This window comes from Aminobacter niigataensis, from assembly GCF_014200015.1.
In the GTDB taxonomy this organism is placed as follows: domain Bacteria; phylum Pseudomonadota; class Alphaproteobacteria; order Rhizobiales; family Rhizobiaceae; genus Aminobacter; species Aminobacter niigataensis.
In genome coordinates, this window is record NZ_JACHOT010000001.1 from 477,586 (window position 1) to 496,632 (window position 19,047).

The 19,047-nt window shown below is 62.6% G+C and carries 20 protein-coding genes; 17 read left to right on the top strand and 3 right to left on the bottom strand.

All coding sequences use genetic code 11. From position 1 onward, the window contains the following. The first annotated feature begins 127 nt into the window (after positions 1 to 127). The 4 genes from hflK to GGQ99_RS02395 all read left to right on the top strand — a co-directional run bounded on the left by hflK (position 128) and on the right by GGQ99_RS02395 (position 3,979). Positions 128 to 1,225: an FtsH protease activity modulator HflK gene (gene hflK, locus GGQ99_RS02380; protein ID WP_108607671.1), complete on the top strand. Its 1,098-nt coding sequence runs from the start codon at positions 128 to 130 to the stop codon at positions 1,223 to 1,225. Further along, positions 1,225 to 2,157 carry a protease modulator HflC gene (gene hflC, locus GGQ99_RS02385; RefSeq protein WP_108607672.1) on the top strand — a complete coding sequence of 311 codons (933 nt, stop codon included), beginning with the start codon at positions 1,225 to 1,227 and terminating at the stop codon, positions 2,155 to 2,157. Before hflK ends, hflC begins: the two co-directional genes overlap by 1 nt. 3 nt (positions 2,158 to 2,160) lie before the next feature. Beyond that, positions 2,161 to 2,346: a DUF2065 domain-containing protein gene (locus tag GGQ99_RS02390; protein WP_183260429.1), complete on the top strand. Its 186-nt coding sequence runs from the start codon at positions 2,161 to 2,163 to the stop codon at positions 2,344 to 2,346. Between the two features lie 124 nt (positions 2,347 to 2,470). Beyond that, positions 2,471 to 3,979 (top strand): DegQ family serine endoprotease, encoded by a 1,509-nt coding sequence (locus GGQ99_RS02395; RefSeq protein ID WP_108607674.1) that lies wholly within the window; start codon positions 2,471 to 2,473, stop codon positions 3,977 to 3,979. A gap of 44 nt (positions 3,980 to 4,023) precedes the next feature. On the opposite strand, the gene GGQ99_RS02400 is transcribed toward GGQ99_RS02395, so the two are convergent. Then, a complete protein-coding gene (locus GGQ99_RS02400) occupies positions 4,024 to 4,596 on the bottom strand; it encodes a GNAT family N-acetyltransferase (protein WP_183260431.1) in 573 nt (190 codons plus the stop codon). Further along, positions 4,596 to 5,480, bottom strand: a complete 885-nt coding sequence (gene serB, locus GGQ99_RS02405; RefSeq protein ID WP_183260434.1) for a phosphoserine phosphatase SerB — start codon at positions 5,478 to 5,480, stop codon at positions 4,596 to 4,598. The genes GGQ99_RS02400 and serB overlap by 1 nt, the downstream gene beginning before the upstream one ends. Here serB and miaA point away from each other — a divergent pair. The 5 genes from miaA (at position 5,464) to GGQ99_RS02430 (ending at position 10,043) form a co-directional block, all read left to right on the top strand. After that, complete coding sequence (gene miaA / locus GGQ99_RS02410; RefSeq protein WP_343061662.1) at positions 5,464 to 6,417, top strand: tRNA (adenosine(37)-N6)-dimethylallyltransferase MiaA; 954 nt, start codon at positions 5,464 to 5,466, stop codon at positions 6,415 to 6,417. The two genes, serB and miaA, sit on opposite strands and share 17 nt — an antisense overlap. A 75-nt stretch (positions 6,418 to 6,492) precedes the next feature. Beyond that, positions 6,493 to 7,284 carry a GGDEF domain-containing protein gene (locus GGQ99_RS02415; RefSeq protein ID WP_108607678.1) on the top strand — a complete coding sequence of 264 codons (792 nt, stop codon included), beginning with the start codon at positions 6,493 to 6,495 and terminating at the stop codon, positions 7,282 to 7,284. Positions 7,285 to 7,512: 228 nt separating this feature from the next. Beyond that, on the top strand, positions 7,513 to 7,818 hold the full coding sequence (locus GGQ99_RS02420; RefSeq protein ID WP_183260437.1) for a hypothetical protein: 306 nt from the start codon (positions 7,513 to 7,515) through the stop codon (positions 7,816 to 7,818). 75 nt (positions 7,819 to 7,893) lie between these two features. Continuing rightward, entirely contained in the window at positions 7,894 to 9,597 is a 1,704-nt protein-coding gene (locus GGQ99_RS02425; protein ID WP_183260439.1) for a TPR end-of-group domain-containing protein, read from the top strand. 134 nt (positions 9,598 to 9,731) lie between these two features. Beyond that, on the top strand, positions 9,732 to 10,043 hold the full coding sequence (locus GGQ99_RS02430) for a hypothetical protein (protein ID WP_108607681.1): 312 nt from the start codon (positions 9,732 to 9,734) through the stop codon (positions 10,041 to 10,043). Positions 10,044 to 10,100: 57 nt separating this feature from the next. Here GGQ99_RS02430 and GGQ99_RS02435 read toward each other — a convergent pair whose 3' ends face one another. After that, positions 10,101 to 11,927 (bottom strand): ATP-binding protein, encoded by a 1,827-nt coding sequence (locus GGQ99_RS02435; protein ID WP_183260442.1) that lies wholly within the window; start codon positions 11,925 to 11,927, stop codon positions 10,101 to 10,103. A gap of 368 nt (positions 11,928 to 12,295) precedes the next feature. Here GGQ99_RS02435 and GGQ99_RS02440 point away from each other — a divergent pair, with 368 nt between their 5' ends. The 8 genes from GGQ99_RS02440 to GGQ99_RS02475 all read left to right on the top strand — a co-directional run bounded on the left by GGQ99_RS02440 (position 12,296) and on the right by GGQ99_RS02475 (position 19,038). Continuing rightward, positions 12,296 to 14,080, top strand: coding sequence for an acetolactate synthase 3 large subunit (locus GGQ99_RS02440; protein ID WP_256371618.1), 1,785 nt, complete (start codon positions 12,296 to 12,298; stop codon positions 14,078 to 14,080). 77 nt (positions 14,081 to 14,157) lie between these two features. Next, positions 14,158 to 14,730, top strand: coding sequence for an acetolactate synthase small subunit (gene ilvN, locus GGQ99_RS02445; protein WP_108609840.1), 573 nt, complete (start codon positions 14,158 to 14,160; stop codon positions 14,728 to 14,730). A gap of 186 nt (positions 14,731 to 14,916) precedes the next feature. Beyond that, positions 14,917 to 15,513: a LysE family translocator gene (locus GGQ99_RS02450; RefSeq protein ID WP_183260444.1), complete on the top strand. Its 597-nt coding sequence runs from the start codon at positions 14,917 to 14,919 to the stop codon at positions 15,511 to 15,513. Between the two features lie 47 nt (positions 15,514 to 15,560). Then, the gene (nthA, locus tag GGQ99_RS02455; RefSeq protein WP_183260446.1) at positions 15,561 to 16,166 is read left to right on the top strand and encodes a nitrile hydratase subunit alpha; all 606 of its coding nucleotides are present in this window, start codon (positions 15,561 to 15,563) and stop codon (positions 16,164 to 16,166) included. Further along, positions 16,163 to 16,822 (top strand): nitrile hydratase subunit beta, encoded by a 660-nt coding sequence (gene nthB / locus GGQ99_RS02460; protein ID WP_183260447.1) that lies wholly within the window; start codon positions 16,163 to 16,165, stop codon positions 16,820 to 16,822. Before nthA ends, nthB begins: the two co-directional genes overlap by 4 nt. Continuing rightward, positions 16,809 to 17,165 (top strand): nitrile hydratase accessory protein, encoded by a 357-nt coding sequence (locus tag GGQ99_RS02465; protein WP_183260449.1) that lies wholly within the window; start codon positions 16,809 to 16,811, stop codon positions 17,163 to 17,165. The genes nthB and GGQ99_RS02465 overlap by 14 nt, the downstream gene beginning before the upstream one ends. Positions 17,166 to 17,295: 130 nt before the next feature. Next, positions 17,296 to 17,838 carry a hypothetical protein gene (locus tag GGQ99_RS02470; protein ID WP_183260451.1) on the top strand — a complete coding sequence of 181 codons (543 nt, stop codon included), beginning with the start codon at positions 17,296 to 17,298 and terminating at the stop codon, positions 17,836 to 17,838. A gap of 72 nt (positions 17,839 to 17,910) precedes the next feature. Further along, entirely contained in the window at positions 17,911 to 19,038 is a 1,128-nt protein-coding gene (locus GGQ99_RS02475) for an ATP-dependent DNA helicase (RefSeq protein WP_183260453.1), read from the top strand. The last annotated feature ends 9 nt before the right edge of the window (positions 19,039 to 19,047 follow it).

Here is a 19,047-nt window from a genome sequence, read left to right on the forward strand (position 1 = left end):
TAGTGAAATCAGAAGCGCTTACGGGCCATTTCGTTGAAAGCGCTTGATCGCATGCCTATAGATGGTGGTAGGAAATCTTCGGCCGTTTCAGGCGCGGCCGCCAATAATACCTAGTGAAAGGACTTTCATGCCCTGGAACAATCAAAATGGAGGCGGCGGCGGCCCATGGGGCGGCGGCGGCAGCGGCGGCGGCGGTGGCCCCTGGGGGCAGGGACCGCGGCCTAGTGGGCCACAGGGCTCGCCTCCTGATCTCGAAGACATCATTCGCCGGGGCCAGGACAAGCTGAAACGCGCGCTTCCGGGCGGCGGCGGTTCGAGCGCCATGGTGCTTGGCCTGCTCGGTGCTGGCTTACTGGCGCTCTGGGCGTTCCAGGCGATCTACACCGTGCAGCCTGACGAACTGGCAGTCGAACTGCGCTTCGGCAAGCCGAAGCAGGAGCTGTCGCAGCCAGGTCTGCATTTCCATTGGTGGCCTGTCGAAACCGTCGAGAAGGTCAACACGGCTGAAAAGCTGGTCAATATCGGCGAAGTGCGCGGCAGCACGTCATCCGGCCTGATGCTTTCGGGCGACCAGAACATCGTCGACGTGAAATTCTCCGTCGCCTACCAGGTATCCGACCCGCAAGCCTATCTGTTCAAGGTTTCCGAACCCGACGTGATGGTTCGCCAGATCGCCGAAAGCGCGATGCGCGAAGTGGTCGGTCGGCGTCCGGCACAGGACATCTTCCGCGACGACCGCCAGGGCATTGCCACAGGCGTGCGCGACATCATCCAGGATACGCTCGACCAGTACGGTGCAGGTCTGGCCGTCAACGCGATCTCGATCGAGGATGCAGCACCGCCGCGCGAAGTGGCCGACGCATTCGACGAGGTGCAGCGTGCCGAACAGGACGAAGACCGCTTCGTCGAGGAATCCAACCAGTATTCCAACCAGAAGCTCGGCCAGGCGCGAGGCGAGGCGGCCCAGATCCGCGAAGACGCCGCTGCCTACAAGAACCGTGTCGTGCAGGAAGCCGAGGGTGAGGCGCAGCGCTTCATCTCTGTCTATGACGAATATGCCAAGGCGCCAGACGTGACCCGCAAGCGCCTCTATCTCGAAACGATGGAAAAGGTGCTTCAAGGCTCCGGCAAGGTGATCGTCGAGCAAGGCAATGGACAGGGCGTGGTGCCCTATCTGCCGTTGCCTGAACTGCAGAAGCGCGCTCCGGCGGCGGGAGGCAACTGATGTCCAATCGTCTTCCCATCATCGGCGTCTTCGCCGCGATCATCCTGTTCCTGATCTGGTCGTCGATCTTCGTGGTCAACGAGCGCCAGCAAGTCATCGTGCTGCGCTTCGGCGAGATCGTCGACGTCAAGACCGAGCCCGGCATCTATTTCAAGGCGCCGTTCTCGATGTTCGAGGCTGACAACGTGCAGGTCATCGAGGACCGCGTGCTGCGTCTGGACCTCGACGACATCCGCGTCCAGGTCTCGGGCGGCAAGTTCTATGACGTCGACGCCTTCATCGCCTATCGCATCAACGATGCCCGCAAGTTCCGCTCGACCGTTTCGGGTAGCGTGGAACTGGCCGAACAGCGCCTGCGCACCCGCTTCGACGCGGCCCTGCGCCGTGTCTACGGCGTGCGTGGCTTCGAAGCGGCGCTCTCGGAAGAGCGCGCGGCCATGATGCGCGAGGTTCGCGACCAGCTGCAGCCCGACGCGACGTCGCTGGGCCTCGAGATCCAGGATGTTCGCATTCGCCGCACCGATCTCACCCAGGAAGTGTCGCAGCAGACCTTCGACCGGATGAAGGCCGAGCGTTTGGCCGAGGCCGAAAGGCTGAGGGCACGCGGCCGCGAAGCAGCACAGCGCATCCGCGCCCGTGCCGACCGCGAAGTGGTCGAGACCGTCGCCGAAGCGCAGAAGGAATCGGAAATCCTGCGCGGTGAAGGCGAAGCCCAGCGCTCCGCGGTGTTCGCCAACGCCTTCAACCGCGATCCTGAGTTCTTCGACTTCTACCGGTCGATGAGCGCCTATGGTACCGCGCTGAATGCCGACGGCACGACAATGGTGCTGTCGCCGGAATCGGAGTTCTTCCGCTATTTCCGCAGCCCCGACAGCAACAAGGCAACGCCGGCGCCAGCCGCCGGCGCTGCTGCTCCCGCCGCCAGCAACTAAGCAGTGCGGGACTTTATCGTCGCCATGGGCCTGGTCCTCGTTTTCGAGGGCCTGGTCTATGGCGGCTTTCCTTCTGCGGCCAAGAAGTTGGCCGCACAGGTGACCGAAATGCCCGATGCGGTGCTCAGGACAGTCGGTCTTGCCGCCATCGTCATCGGCGTGGGCGTCGTCTGGCTCATCCGGGGATAACGGACGATTTATTCCGTACCGGTAGCAATGGCCGCAAACAGGCCTTATTTGTTTTCATCATGACGCTTCGCGTTCGGACGGCCCGCCGCGATCAATGCTTTGACAGCCTCGGGAGGCTTCCCTGATGATTTCCACGCCCCTTTTGCGCGCCATGCGAAAGGCCTCTCTGGCCGCCACGACGGCGCTGATGATCGGTGCGAGCGTCGCTCCGTCCTTCGTGACACCTGCTTTCGCGCAAGGGCCGGAATCGGTCGCCAATCTCGCCGAAGGCCTGCTGGGCGCGGTGGTCAACATCTCGACCTCGCAGACGGTGAAGGGCGGGGAAGGCGAGAACGCCGTCCCGATGCCGCAATTGCCCGAGGGATCGCCGTTCCAGGACTTCTTTGACGACTTCTTCAAGGACCGCGAAGGCCAGAACAATGGCGGCTCGCAGAAGGTGCAGTCGCTGGGTTCGGGTTTTGTCGTCGATGCCGAGCAAGGCATCGTGGTGACCAACAACCACGTCATTGCCGACGCCGACGAGATCGAGGTGAATTTCTCCGACGGCTCGAAGCTGAAGGCCGAACTGGTCGGAACCGACACCAAGACCGACATCGCCGTGCTCAAGATCGATCCCAAGGCCAAGAAGCTGACGGCGGTGAAGTTCGGCGATTCCAACAAGATGCGGATCGGCGACTGGGTGATGGCGATCGGCAATCCGTTCGGCCTCGGCGGCACGGTGACGGTGGGCATCATCTCAGCGCGCAACCGCGACATCAATTCCGGCCCCTATGATGACTTCATCCAGACCGACGCCGCGATCAACCGCGGCAACTCGGGCGGACCGCTGTTCAACATGGAAGGCGAGGTCATCGGCATCAATACGGCGATCATTTCGCCGTCGGGCGGCTCGATCGGCATCGGCTTCTCCATACCGGCCGAGATAGCAACCGGCGTGGTCGAGCAACTGACGCAGTTCGGCGAAACCCGTCGCGGCTGGCTAGGCGTCCGCATCCAGCCAGTGACCGACGACATCGCCGAGAGCCTGGGCATGGCAACTGCCAAGGGCGCGCTGGTGGCCGGCATCATCAAGGGCGGGCCTGTCGACAACGGCATCATCCAGCCGGGCGACGTGGTCATCAAGTTCGACGGCAAGGATGTCGTCGAAATGCGCGATCTGCCGCGCGTTGTTGCCGAGAGCCCGGTGGGCAAGGCGGTCGATGTGGTGATCGTGCGCAAGGGCGTCGAGCAGACGGTGAAGGTAACGCTCGGAAGGCTCGAGGACGGCGAGAAACTGGCCGAAGGCGAAGCTGCCAAGCCGGAAGAGGGCGCTGAAAAGGGGGCCGAAGTCGCAACAGCGAGCATGCTCGGCATGACCATCGGCGAGCTCAACGACGACACGCGCGCCAAATTCGGCATCGCGGCCGATGTGTCGGGCGTGGTGGTGACGGCGGTTGCCAAGGATTCGGCAGCTTCCGAGCGTGGCATCGCCGCCGGCGAGGTGATCACCGAGATCGCCCAGGAATCGGTGTCGACGCCGAAGGAGGTGATGGACCGCATCTCCGCGCTGAAGGAACAGGGCCGCAAGAACGCGCTGCTGATGCTGGCTTCCAAGACCGGTGAGCTGAGGTTCGTGACGATCCGCATGGATTGAGGCCGGAAGTACGGGCAACACGCTGATGCAAGAGAAAAAGGCGGCTAGTTGGCCGCCTTTTTCCGTTCCTGCCACTGGCTGCGGGACAGCCTGTAGAGCAGGTGCCGCTTCAGTTCCGGGTGCGTTTCGGGAACGCGCGGGTGGTCGAAATCGCCGGAGGGCTCGTGGCGCATGCCGAGCCGCTGCATGACAGCGGTGGAGCGAAGATTGTTCCACACGGCAAAGGAAACGACCTCGTCGTCGCCAACCACGTCGAAGGCAAAAGCGAGCCAGGCCTCGGCGGCTTCAGTGACGTAGCCCTTGCCCCAATATTCCGGTGCGAGGCGCCAGCCGATTTCCATGGTGCCTTTGGGAATGAAGGGCTCGAGGTCCGTGCGTACGATGCCAACGAAGCCGATACATTTGCCGGTGTCGGCAATCTCGGCGGCGGCAAAGCCGAAGCCGTAGCGGTCGATGCCGGCGGCCAGACGATCGAGCAACTCGTCGCTCTCGGCCCTATTGCGGCGCATCGGGAAGAATTCCATCACTGTTTCATCGGCGTTGATGCGATGAAACAGCTCGCGGTCGCGCTCTTCCCAGTTGCGCAGGATCAGGCGCTGGGTGCGGAGCGGTTCCATCAGGCGAAGTCGCCGCGGTTGTAGCCCTGGAGATAGAGCAGGGCGGTGAGGTCCGCGTGGTCGATGCGGATCCTGGCCTCCGCGGCGACGGACGGCTTGGCGTGTAGAGCGACGCCGCTGCCTGCCAGGCGGATCATGTCGAGGTCGTTGGCGCCGTCGCCGACGGCGATGGCATCGTCCACGGCGAGGCCGAGGCGCGCGGAAATCTCGTTCAGCGCGTCGGCCTTGGCGGCGCGGCCGAGGATAGGCTCGGAAACCTTACCGGTGAGGCGGCCGTCGGCTTCGATCAGGTGATTGGCGCGGTCTTCGTCGAAGCCGAGCTTGGCCGCGATGCGGGAGGTGAAGACGTCGAAGCCGCCGGAGACAAGTGCGGTGTAGGCGCCATGCGCCTTCATGGTGGCGACGAGCGCCTTGCCACCCGAGGCGAGGGTGAGGCGGGTGTCGATGATGCGGTCGATGACCGAAGCGTCGAGACCGGCGAGCAGTGCGACGCGTTCGCGCAAGGCCGGCTCGAAGGCGATTTCGCCATTCATCGAGCGCGCGGTGATGTCGGCGACGCGATCCTTGACGCCGATCTCGTCGGCGAGTTCGTCGATGCACTCCTGGTCGATCATGGTCGAATCCATGTCGGCGATGAGGATCTTTTTCCTACGCGTCGCGTTGTCCTGGACGGCGAAATCGATGGCTTCGCCGGCGAGCAAGGGAGCAAGGGCTGCATTCCCATCGTCGACCGAAAGCTCTGATGGCAAGGCGATGTCGCAGGCGATGTTGGCGTCGAGCCACACAATGGCGCTTGCACCAAGGGCGCGAGAGGCCTTATCGGCAAGGGACGGCAGCAGCAGAGCGCGGTCCGGATGGGAAATCAGCGTGGCGACGAGCGGCATCGAAAATTCCGATATAGGCGAGGGGCGCATCAAGAACGCGACCCTGATAGCCGGGCCGACCGCCAGCGGCAAGTCGGCGCTGGCGCTTAAGCTTGCCGAGCGCGACGGCGGCGTGATCGTCAATGCCGATTCGATGCAGGTCTACGACGTGCTCAGCGTGCTGACGGCCCGGCCGGGCGCCGACGACCTCCGCCGCGCGCGGCATTTCCTCTATGGCCACGTATCGCCGGCGACGGCCTATTCCACCGGTACTTGGCTGCGCGACGTGGCGGTGCTGGCAGACAGCGGCCTGTTCGCCGACAAGCCGCCGATCTTCGTCGGCGGGACCGGGCTCTATTTCCGGGCCCTGGCCGAGGGCATCTCGGAGATGCCCGAAATTCCGACAGAAATCCGCGACCGCTGGCGCTGGCGGCTCAACGAGGAAGGCGCGCCGAGACTGCACCGGTTGCTGATGCGGGTCGACAGCGAGGTTGCGATGAAGCTCAAGGCCAGCGATGGCCAGCGCATCGTGCGTGCGCTGGAAGTGCTCGAAGCTTCGGGACGTTCGATCCTGAAATGGCAGGCCGATCGCGGCCATCCGATGATCGACCTTGCCAGCGCACGCTTCCTCGTCATCGAGCCGGAGCGCGAACTGCTCATCAAGCGTATCGACCTGCGGTTCGACAAGATGCTCGAGCTTGGTGCGCTGGAAGAGGTGAAGGCGGTCACTGCGATGAGGCTCGCGCCTGAGCTGCCGGCGATGAAGGCGATCGGCCTGCGCGAACTGGCAGCCGCGATCGCCGGTGAAACAAGCTTCGAAGAGGCCATAGAACGGGCCAAGATCGCGACGCGGCAATATGCCAAGCGGCAGTCGACATGGTTCCGCAACCAGTTCGGACCGGAATGGCAAAGGATCGGCGGCGAGACCGGCGAAAAGAACGAAACCACAGCGACATAGCCATTTGCGCTGGGCGGATTAACCCTCCGTAAGTTGCGGCATGGCATAAGGCCTTGGGGATCAATCAGGGTAGCCATGCGCTTTCACAAGGCTGAAACCGCGTTTTTCGTTTTCATCGCGCTGATTTTGACCGCAGCGCTGGCGACCTTCTATGCCTGGACACTTGTCGAGGGGCCGGCCGACGCGCTGTACATGCCCGGGCGCGTCGAGAGCATCGAAATTCTCCAGAAATTGCTTTTGGCAATCGCTGTGCTTTTGGCCGGGACACTGGTCTATGGGCTGTTCTTCATCTTTCCCCAGATACGGACCCAGGTGAAGGAAGGCGGCAAGCTGCGCGAGATGACGGCTTCGCTGAGCGCGCGCTCGCGCAATCTGGAGCAGGCGGCCCTGACCGACGGTCTCACCGGCATGCAGAACAGGCGCTATTTCGACGACGCGCTCAGGGAATATCTCGGCGAGTTCGGCCGCATCGACAAGCCGGTCGGGCTGATGATCCTCGACCTCGACCATTTCAAGCAGGTCAACGACACCTACGGCCACGACGCCGGCGACGAGGTGCTGCGGTCCGTCGCCAAGTGCCTGCAGAGCATGACGCGCTACCACGACGTGGTGGCACGGCTCGGCGGCGAGGAATTCGCCATCGTCGCGCCCAACATGGATCTCGAGCTGTTGCAGCGGGTTGCCGAGCGCATGCGCAAGGCGATCGCTTCGCTTGCCATCGAGACAGGCGGTGCCCAGCTCAACGTGACGTCCAGCGTCGGCCTGGCCCTGTGGGACAAGGCAGAGACCGCCGAGGAATTCTACCGCCGCGCCGACAAGCAGCTCTACGAGGCCAAGCGGCAAGGCCGCAACCGCGTCTGCGCTTGAACTTGCCGAAGAGGCCGTGCCACGTCCGGACGTTGTCGAGTGGCCGGACAGTGCCCGATTTACGTTCGGTCCGATCGGCACCATGTGGTTGCAGCTGAGCGATTGCCGTGGCCGCCTGAGCATCCTTTCTCAATGCAATTTCACTGCAATTTCGTCCGAGGTTCCGGACTTACCGTCTGTGCGACGCAATGCTCCCGACAGTTGCCAAGCTGCAAAGAGGAGCAAGTCGTGGGCATTTCCTACGTTAAATCGCCGACGCGAAACCCTGGTGTGGATCACGCCGGCGACAGGGGGCTTTCGCTTATCGCATGGCTGGGCGCGATGATCGCCGAGGTGCGAAGAGAGACAGCGCTGGACGATCTCGGCGAAGGACAATTGGAAGATATCGGCATCAGGCGTCTTGCGCAGAGAGGGCGGTGGATTGATGGCCTCGAAACGTCACTTCCCTTCGACTTCGAATACTCCACCACTCCGCATTCCCCTGCGGCGGCCGAAGGGCACAAACAGCTTCTGAAGCCAATCGCAACCGACTGAGACCGAACGGGATCTCTGGCGCACACAATTTAGTGGCAGTTCCCGCATGAAGTGCCGGCGGCGTCGCCAGTAGAAATGCTGGCCATTGTTGGGCATGATCGCCAGTGCCGCGATGAGCAAAGCAAACAGCCCATGTCAGTTTTCGAGTTCGCAGGTCACACGCTGGATCTCAAGCAAGGCAGGTTGCGGAATGGAGCCGGCGACGTCACGTTGCGCCCGAAATCGCTGGCCTTGCTTACCTATCTGGTCAGGAATCCTGGCCGGGTGATCGACAAGCATGAACTGATCGAGGTTGTGTGGCCGGATGTCGTGGTTTCGGACGACTCGCTTAGCCAGTGCCTGAAAGACATTCGGGTTGCCCTCGGCCCCCGGGCGGAAGGTTTCATCCGGACAGTACCGCGGCGCGGCTACATCCTCGACGAGCAACGTTTGCGATCTTATGACGAGGGTTCCGACCGGCCTCCGCCGCGGAAACTGCAATCCACGGCCGACAGGCCATCGATTGCCGTTCTCCCATTTGAAACCGCAGAAGCTGACCAGGAATGGTTTTCCGACGGCATTGCCGAAGACATCACAACAGCGCTGACGAAGAGCCGGAGGCTGTTGGTCGTCTCGAAAAACTACAGTTTCGCGTTCAAGGGACGCGCTGTCCGTGGAAACGACATCGCCCGCGAACTCCGTGTTCAGTATCTCCTGGAGGGCAGCGTGCGCCTGTCGGGACAACGCGTCCGTGTTTCCACTCGATTGCTGGAAGGCGCAACAGGAGAGTTGTTTTGGGCCGAGCGGTTCGACCGGGACCTTGCGGACATTTTCGCAATCCAGGACGAGATCACCGAAGCTGTCGTCAAGCACCTGGAACTCGAACTGCTACCCGAGGAGAAGCATGCCATCCAGCAGGCTCGAACCGGCAACATCGAAGCCTATCACTACGAACTGCAAGGCCGGCAGCTGGCGCTGGAATTGACCAAGTCATATCTCGTCCTGGCCCGGCGCCTGTTTGGCAAGGCGGTTGAGCTCGATCCCGGCTATGCACGTGCCTATGCCGGCATGGTGATCTGCGACTGCTACCTGCGCGACTGGCATGGGAAGGACAGCGCGCCGGATGAGATCCTGGCTATCGCAGACAAGGCACTGCATCTCGATCCCACCCTGCCGGAAGCTCATGTCGCACGCGGCTTTGCCCTGTTCTGCAATGAAAGATACGAGGAGGCCAGCGTTTCATACCAGAAGGCTCTCGCCATCGATCCCAATTCGTATGAGGCAAATTTCTTCTTTGCATCGACGATGGCGCGCTTCCTGAACGACCGGGCGAAGATGATCTCGATGTTCAAGCAAGCGTCGCGCTTGCGACCAGACGACTATCTCTCGCCGATGATGATCGCCGCCTTTCTTGCCAGAAACGATCCGGAAAGGCTGGATTGGGCGAGAATTTGCGTCGAACGCTCGGAGCGCGCGTCCGGCATTCACCCCGAGAACGCTGCACCGCTGCATCGTGGTGCCGTCGCGCTTGGCTATCTCGGCGACATGGAGAAGGCGCGTTCCTGGTTGGCCCGTGCGCTGGCGATCGATCCGGACGACTTCATTGCAAATGTCAACGCGGCGGCCCTCTACGCCCATCTGGGGGACGTGGAAGGAGCGCTGCAACACCTCAAAAAGGCCGCGCGGGACATCCCTCAGAACACGATAGACATGCTCCGGAACGATGCCGACTTCGATGTCATTCGCGATGATCCGCGCTTTTCGGCGATCCTGCACCCGCGTTATCCTGGAATGGCCTGAGGGTTGTTCCCGAGCACAGTTCGAAACCCAGTGTGGCTTGAACTTGCCACTGGACGTCCTTCTTCAAGCCAGCAACACTGGCTTGTCCGTTGCCGGTGAAGGCTGCGGGTGCCTGCGTGCAGAGGAGGAATGCGATGGACGAACCCGACCGGTGGCGAAACATGGCGAGCGCGCCAAAGGACGGCAGCCGGGTCCTGGTGACGGTACGTTCGTCGGAACAGGGGCCGGCGGAGGTCGATGTCGCCTATTGGGCAAGGCCCGACGCATTCGGCATCGAAGGCTGGCGCGCTGCCGACTCCTATCCCGGCTGCGTGATCGGCTATGCCGACCCGGAACTGAAGTGCTGGATGCCGTTGCCGAAGGCCAATCTGAGCAAGAATTCGCCGGAGATGCCAACGCCCTGGGAGGGCGAGGACGAGGAGCAACTGGACGGCTCGGGGATCTGAGATTCCAGGCCCGGCTTGGCCTGCTGCCATCGAGTGGGGCGCAGGCTTCCGAGGATCTCAGCTGTTCGGCGGGCGTCCGCCAAACGTCGACGGACGCAAGCCGAAGCGGGTGTCGAAATCGTCGTCGGGCTGCTGCTTGGCCGGAGGCTTTTGGTAATCGGTGTCGCCAGCCTGGCGCTGGCTGTCGACAACTTCGGTGAAACCCAGTGCTGCGGCCTGCGGCTTGGGCACATTGCGCAGGCGTTCAACCACGGCGACGAGATCGACGTCGTCGCCGCTGCCGGATGGGGCTTCCGCGGCCCGCTTGCCGGTGCCTGGGATGAGTTCGGGCGAAAGTTTTTCGAACTTCAGCCGCATAGTGGTGGCGACGCCTTCGCCGAAGGCGATGGCCTCGCGCTGGCCCATCGAGGACAGGAAGGAGAGGCTGGAGGCCGACGAATCGGCAATCGCCGAGCGGATGATCGCCTGGTCCTGCTCGTTGGCGAGCCGCATGGCGAATACTGTTGAGCACTGCGACAGGATCGTCGGGTCGAGTTCGCCCGGGCGCTGGGTCACGACGCCAAGATAGCAGCCATATTTGCGGCCTTCCTTGGCGATGCGCGACAGCGCGTGCCGGGTCGGGGCGAAGCCGAGGCGGTGGTCGGCGGGCATGTAGCGGTGGGCTTCCTCGCACAGCAGCAGCAGCTTGAGCCGCCCTTCGCTCCACAAAGCGAGGTCGAAGGCGAGGCGGGCCAGCACCGAACAAACCGAATTGACCACCTCCGAAGGCATGCCTGCCATTTCGAAGCAGGTGACCGGGCGGCCATGGGTGGGGACGCGGAAGATGTTGCCGATCGTTTCGTGGATGGTGTCTTCGATCAGCCTGGAATGGAACATGAAGCGGTAGCGCGGGTCGGCGAGCGCGGATTCGATGCGCGTCCTGAGCGATTTCAGGATCGGCCGTTCGTTCTTGGATTCGAGCAGGCCCATGCGCTCGTCGATCTGCTTGATGAGATCGGCCATGCGGTAGGGGACCGGCGTGTCGGCGGTCAGCGCATCGACGCCGCGACGCAGGAACGCGCCGCCCTGCGGGCTGCGATAGAGGTTCTTGGCCACCGGGATGAGGTCGCGCAGCACGTCGATCTCATCGGCGTCGGTCTCGCGCCCGCGAAACAGCACCTCGGCGAATTCCTCGAGGCGGAACAGCCAGAACGGCAGGTCGAGCGTGTTGCTGTCGACCTTGACGCAATATTCGGGCAGCGAGCCCGCGAACTCATTGTGCGGGTCCATGATCAGCACGCGCAGGTCGGGCCGCGCGACAATGGCCTTGCGCAGCAAGAGCGAGACGGCGGTCGACTTGCCGACGCCTGTAGTGCCGACGACGGCGAAGTGGCGGGCCAGCGTTTCATCGATGGCGATGCAGGCGTCGATGCTGTCGTCCTGCGACAATTGCCCGATGGTCACGGTGTGTCGGCCGGCAAGGTCGTAGACGGCCTGAAGGTCGCGACTGCGGATGCGGTGGGCGATGGCACCGATATAGGGATAGGCGGTGATGCCGCGGTCGAAGACCGGCTTCTTGTCCGCGCCCACATCACGCACTTCTCCGATCAGCTCGACATTGACCTCGATGGGGTTGTCGCCTTCGCTGCTCCAGGAACGGTCCGACTTGGCGATGGAATAGACCAGCCCGATCGTCCGGGTCTCGCCGAGATTGATGCAGATCATGCGCCCGACCGTCCAGAGGCCGACCATGCTTGCGCTGCCGGTCTCGGCATAGGCGCTGATGACCGCGCGAGCACCGTCGCACTGCACGACGTTGCCGAGGATGCGGGCGTCGTCCTGCTTCGGGTCGCGCCGCTCCTGCGAGGTGGTTTCGCCACCCGCGGCCTGACGTTCGGTGTACATTGATGCCACGTCCCTTATTCCCCAAGCCGCAAGGCTAGCGCAGCGCGGTTAAGGCCGGGTGATGGCGGATGGTGTAGCCCGGGTTAACCGGAACGCTCCAATTCGAACGTTGTGCGGGCAAACTGACGTTGCGGAAAATTTGCGCGGGTCAGGTTGACAGTTCGCCTTCCTGCGCATTAACGTCCGCGCCATGAATACAACACTCATTCTCGTAGTAGGATTGCGCATGGGCAAGGCGGTGTAACCGCCGGGCGAATTCCCCCATGCGCAAATGTGAAGGCTCCCTCGGGGGCCTTTTTTATTGCCCGAAACAGGACTAAACGAGCAGCAACCGCCGAGAACGGCGAAAAGGAAGACGGGACGGACCGATGAGCGGACATAGTGACAGCGGACGACGCGAAATGACCGGCGCCGAGATGGTGGTGCAGGCGCTGAAGGACAACGGCGTCCAGCACCTCTTCGGCTATCCCGGCGGCGCCGTCCTTCCGATCTATGACGAGCTGTTCCAGCAGGACGACGTCCAGCACATCCTGGTGCGCCACGAGCAGGGCGCGGGCCATGCTGCCGAGGGCTATGCGCGCTCGACCGGGAAGGCCGGCGTGATGCTGGTGACCTCGGGCCCCGGTGCCACCAATGCGGTGACGCCGCTGCAGGACGCCTTGATGGATTCGATCCCGCTGGTGTGCATTACCGGCCAGGTTCCGACCTCGCTGATCGGCTCCGACGCCTTCCAGGAGTGCGACACCGTGGGCATCACCAGGCCATGCACCAAGCACAACTGGCTGGTGAAGGACGTCAACGATCTGGCCGGCATCCTGCACGAGGCCTTCCATGTCGCCACCACCGGCCGTCCGGGCCCGGTCGTGGTCGACATTCCGAAGGACGTGCAGTTCGCCAAGGGCATCTACACGCCGCCGCAGACCGCACCGCGCACCTCCTATCAGCCCAAGGTCCAGGGCGACCTGGAAAAGATCAAGGAAGCCGTTGCGCTGATGGCGGATGCCAAGCGGCCGATCATCTATTCCGGCGGCGGCGTGGTGAACTCCGGTCCCGAGGCGAGCCATTTGCTGCGTGAACTGGTCGACCTCACCGGCTTCCCTATCACCTCGACGCTGATGGGCCTCGGTGCGTACCCCGCATCGGGCAAGAACTGGCTCGGCATGCTGGGAATGCACGGCAGCTACGAAGCCAATATGGCGATGCACGACTGCGACGTGATGATCTGCGTCGGCGCCCGCTTCGACGACCGTATCACCGGCCGCCTCAACGCGTTCTCGCCGAACTCGAAGAAGATTCACATCGACATCGACCCGTCGTCGATCAACAAGACCGTGCGCGCCGACGTGCCGATCCTGGGCGATGTCGGCCGCGTGCTGGAAGACATGGTCCGGCTGTGGCGGGCGACCGCCAAGGCGGACAAGAAGACGCTGTATCCGTGGTGGGAGCAGATCGCCAAGTGGCGCGCGCGCGACAGCTACGCCTACAAGCCCAACAGCGACGTGATCATGCCGCAATACGCGATCCAGCGGCTGTATGAGCTGACCAAGCACCTCGACACCTACATCACGACCGAGGTAGGCCAGCACCAGATGTGGGCGGCCCAGCATTACGGCTTCGAGAAGCCGAACCGCTGGATGACCTCCGGCGGCCTGGGCACGATGGGCTACGGCCTGCCGGCAGCACTTGGCGTGCAGATCGCGCATCCAGAATCGCTTGTCATCGACATCGCCGGCGACGCTTCGGTCCAGATGTGCATCCAGGAGATGAGCGCGGCGCTCCAGTACAATGCGCCGATCAAGGTCTTCATCCTCAACAACTCCTACATGGGCATGGTTCGCCAGTGGCAGCAGCTGCTGCACGGCAACCGCCTGTCGCATTCCTACACCGAGGCGATGCCCGACTTCGTCAAGCTGGCGGAAGCCTATGGCGGCCACGGCATCCGCTGCGACAAGCCGGATGAACTGGACGATGCGATCAAGGAGATGATTTCGGTGAAGAAGCCGGTGATCTTCGACTGCCGCGTGGCCACTCTCGCCAACTGCTTCCCGATGATCCCATCGGGCAAGGCGCATAACGAGATGCTGCTGCCCGACGAGGCAACCGACGAGGCCGTGGCCAACGCCATCGATGCCAAGGGCCGCGAACTGGTGTGACGGATCGCGTGCGGCCTTCCAGGGAAGGCCGCACAATCAACGAGTTGGCGCAACCGCCTGAGATCGAGAATCATCTTATGAACGCACAGCTACAACCCACCGGTTCGGCCTATTTCATCGCCAAGGAAACCGAGAAGCCGGAAAACCACACGCTATCGGTGCTGGTCGACAACGAACCGGGCGTGCTTGCCCGTGTCATCGGCCTGTTTTCCGGTCGTGGCTACAATATCGAGAGCCTGACCGTCTCGGAGACGGAACACGAGAAGCATTTGTCGCGCATCACCATCGTGACGCGCGGCACCCCGCATGTGCTCGAGCAGATCAAGCACCAGCTCGAACGTATCGTGCCGGTGCATCGCGTCGTCGACCTGACCGTCATGGCGCAGGAACTGGGCACCGGCGGCGCGCTTGAGCGCGAACTGGCGCTGGTCAAAGTTTCCGGCACCGGCGACGCCCGTGTCGAGGCGCTGCGCCTGGCCGATGCCTTCCGTGCCAAGGTGATCGACGCCAATACCGAACATTTCATCTTCGAGCTGACCGGCAAGGTGTCGAAGATCGAGCAGTTCATCGCCATCATGAAGCCGCTGGGCCTGGTCGAGGTCTGCCGCACCGGCGTGGCCGCGATGAACCGTGGCCGGCAGGGAATGTAACTGCCGCAGGCGCGAAGCCAAAAACAGAGGCCGCCGGTGCGCTACACCGGCGGCCTTTGACTTTTCCGGGGATCCGAGTCCGCCAGGACGCAACGCACGAGCGCTGGCCCAGTCATCAAGCCGATCTGGATTTTTTTGAAACGACAAATAAGGTCAATAATACTGACTTAAAAAGAGGGAAAACGAATGTCGTACGACGCATTCCTGGCACTGCTCGTCTATGCTTTCGTGACCTCGATCACGCCGGGGCCGAACAATTTCATGCTGCTGGCCTCGGGCGTGAATTTCGGCTTCGTGCGCACCATTCCGCACATGCTGGGCATCGGCATCGGTTTCCTGACGCTACTTCTCGGCGTCGGCTTCGGCCTCGGGGCCGTGCTGTCGGCCTTTCCGATGCTGCATGGCGGCCTGAAGATCGCCGGCGGCGCTTATCTGCTCTATCTCGCCTGGCGCATCGGCATGTCGCGCTCGCTCGGCAAGGACGGCGAGGCCAAAGCGCGGCCGATGACTTTTCTCGAGGCGGCGGCATTCCAGTGGGTCAATCCCAAGGCGTGGGTGATGGCGGTGACTGCCATGGCCGTCTATACCAGCCCGGAATCGCCATTCCTGTCGGTGCTGGTGATCTCCGGGGCCTTCGCCCTGGTCAACCTGCCGAGCGTTTCGAGCTGGGCCGGATTCGGCATGGTGTTGCGCGGTTTCCTCGCCGATCCGGTGCGGCTGAAATGGTTCAACATCGCCATGGGACTGCTGCTGGCGGCGACGTTGTGGCCGATGCTGAAGTGAGCCGCTGGACACTTGTGCCGCAGGAATTGCGGGCATAGCTTCCGTCCATGTCACACCATCACCATCACGACAACGAGCTCGACCCCATGGCTGCCCGGGTGCGGGCGCTGGAGACGATCCTGACCCGCAAGGGGCTGATCGATCCGGCGGCGATCGACGTCATCGTCGACACCTACGAGACCAAGGTGGGGCCGCGTAACGGTGCCGCCGTGGTGGCGAAGGCCTGGAGCGAGCCGGATTTCGCCGAATGGTTGAAGCGCGACGCGACAGCGGCGATCGCCTCGCTCGGCTTCACCGGCCGCCAGGGCGAGCACATGCAGGCGGTGTTCAACACCGACGAGACCCACAATCTCGTCGTCTGCACGCTGTGCTCCTGCTACCCTTGGTCGGTGCTCGGCTTGCCGCCGGTCTGGTACAAGGCGCCGCCATATCGCAGCAGAGCGGTCATCGATCCGCGCGGCGTGCTGGAAGAATTCGGACTTTCGCTGCCCAAGGACAAGAAGATCCGCGTCTGGGATTCGACCGCCGAGCTGCGCTATCTCGTCGTGCCGCAGCGGCCGGCGGGCACCGAAGGCTGGCGCGAAGAGCGGCTGGCCGACCTGGTGACGCGGGATTCGATGATCGGCACCGGCGTCGCGCGGGAGGCGGCATGAACGGCCCCCACGATCTCGGCGGGCAGATGGGTTTTGGCCCGGTGGCGCCTGAAAAGGACGAACCCTATTTCCATTCCGAATGGGAAAAGCGGGCGCTGGGCGTGACGCTGACGGCAGGCGCCATGGGCGCCTGGAACATCGACGAAAGCCGGCATGCGCGGGAATGCCTGCATCCAGCCGATTATTATGCGTCGAGTTATTACGAAATCTGGATCAAGGCGCTGGAACAACTGGTCAAACGGCACAACTTCGTGACAGCCAACGACCTCGCGGCGAGTGATGCCGTCGATACGGCAGCGAAACCCAAGCGGGTGCTGAAAGCGGAGAACGTACCGGCCGTTTTGGCGAAAGGCGGGCCTTGCGATCGACCGGTCGCCGTACCGGTGCGGTTTGCGGTCGGGCAACGCGTGCGGACCAGGAACTTTCACCCCACCGGCCATACCCGCCTGCCGCGTTATGCCCGCGGCAAGGAGGGGGTGATCGACGCGGTGCGCGAAGGTTTTGTCTTTCCCGATACCAACGCGCATGGCCGCGGCGAGAACCCGCAATGGCTCTATACGGTGGCTTTCACCGCAGGCGAATTGTGGGGCGAGGGGGCTGATCCGACGCTTGAGGTCAGCATAGACGCCTGGGAGAGCTATCTTGAACCAGCATGAGGTGCGGCTAGCGGTTGGGACCGAGGGGCTCGATGCACCGGTCTTTGCCGAGCCGTGGCAGGCCGAGGCTTTCGCAATGGTGGTGGCGTTGCATGAGCGCGGCCTGTTCACATGGAAGGAATGGGCCGAACGTCTTTCGGTTGAAGTGAAGAAGCCTGGCGCGGCTGCCGACGGCAGCGACTATTACGCACGTTGGCTTGCCGCCCTTGAGCGCCTGATGGCCGAGAAGGGCTTGGCAGGGCACGACGAGGTCGATGCGGTTGCCGCGGCCTGGCGACGTGCCGCGCACGCCACGCCGCATGGCCAGCCGATCCTGCTGGAGAACGATCCGGCAAAACGCTGAGGTTCCTGTCGGATACCTGAATTTGATAGGCTCGCCGCAATCCCTCCTTGTATTCAGCGATTTTTCGGTAAGATGCTGTCATAGTTTTGGAATATTCAGCGGTCTGCATTGCGTTCATCTGGGGCAGGTATTGGGTAGATTTTTTGGAGCTGTTGCCACCGTTTGGTTTTTTTGGGCCGCAGCCTCGCTCTGGAACTTCCAGTTTCTTGGTGGTTTTGCGTTCCCGCCGTTACTTTTTTTGCTGCCGGGATATTACTTCAAATACTGGGGCTTCGTTTGGCTGCCATTTCTGGCTGGCCTCTCTTGCGCGGTTGTTGCAGGAATTCTTGTGCATCGGGCGGAGCCTTTGGAATCGCTGTCGTGGAAATTGCTGGTGGCGAATTTCGCTTTTCTTTTTTTCTTCGTCCTATCGGCGGAAGTGAGAACAAGCCAGTTGATGAGCGCCGCCGTCGACGCCGCGAATGCCGACTGCTTCGACAGTCGATTTTTCTCTTCTTCGGTTGCAATCGCTGGAGAGGAATTTCAGTTCGATGTTCATGCAGTCTATCGCAAGGATGGCGATGTATTCATCTGGAGCTATCGGGACACAGCTTTCTTTAGGGTTCCAGAGACCATTTATCGCAATCTTGATCTGATGGGGTGTGCGGCAGGCCGGGCGTTGCAGGCCAGTTGATTTTCCCCGAACGGACTCGACTGAACCGGCAAATCCCTTGCCCTTCGCCGCCGAATCCTGTCAGTCAAACCCATGGAATTCTCTCCTCAGCAAGACGATGCGCTGCAGGCCGTGGCGCGCTGGCTCAAATCGGGAAAGCCGCAGGTTTTCCGGCTGTTCGGCTATGCCGGCACCGGCAAGACGACGCTGGCGCGCTATTTCGCCGAGCATGTCGACGGCCAGGTGCAGTTCGCTGCCTTCACCGGCAAGGCCGCCCAGGTACTGCGCTCGAAGGGCGCCACCAATGCGCGCACCATCCATTCGCTGATCTACCGGCCGAAGGGCGAGGAGGCGGTTGCCGACGAGGCGACCGGCAAGACCTCGATGTCGCCGACCTTCTCGCTCAATCGCCAAAGTCCGATCGCCAAGGCCAAGCTCGTGGTGATCGACGAATGCTCGATGGTCGACGAGCAGCTCGGCCGCGATCTTTTGACGTTCGGCACCCCGGTGCTGGTGCTGGGCGACCCTGCGCAGCTGCCGCCGATTTCGGGCGGCGGCTTCTTCACCGAGCACGAGCCGGACTTCCTGTTGACCGAAATCCACCGCCAGGCGCGCGACAACCCGATCATCCGGCTGGCGCTCGACGTGCGCGAGGGCCGCGAGTTCATGCGCGGCGACTACGGCACTGCCCAGGTGATCGGCAAGGAAGATGTGAACCAGGATCTGGTGCTGGGCGCCGACCAGGTTCTGGTCGGGACCAACCGCACGCGTCGGCGCTACAACCAGAGGCTGCGCGAGCTCAAGGGTTTTACAGCCGGCTACCCGCAAGCTGGTGACAAGCTGGTTTGCCTGCGCAACGACCCGGCCAAGGGCCTGCTCAACGGTTCGTTGTGGAAGGTGATGACCTCGTCGCGCGAAACGGTGAAGCCAGGCATCAATCTTCTAGTGTCGCCGGAGGAAGACGATCCCGATCGCGGCTTGGCCAAGATCAAGCTTTTGAAGCAGGTGTTCGAGAGCCCGGACGACGAAATCCCCTGGGGTACCAAGAAGCGCTACGACGACTTCGATTATGGCTACGCGCTGACGGTGCACAAGGCGCAGGGCTCGCAGTGGAACAATGTCGTGCTGTTCGACGAGAGCTGGGCCTTCAAGGACACGCGCCAGCGCTGGCTCTACACGGCGATTACCCGTGCGGCCGAACAGCTGACGATCGTTCGGTAGTGCTCGCCG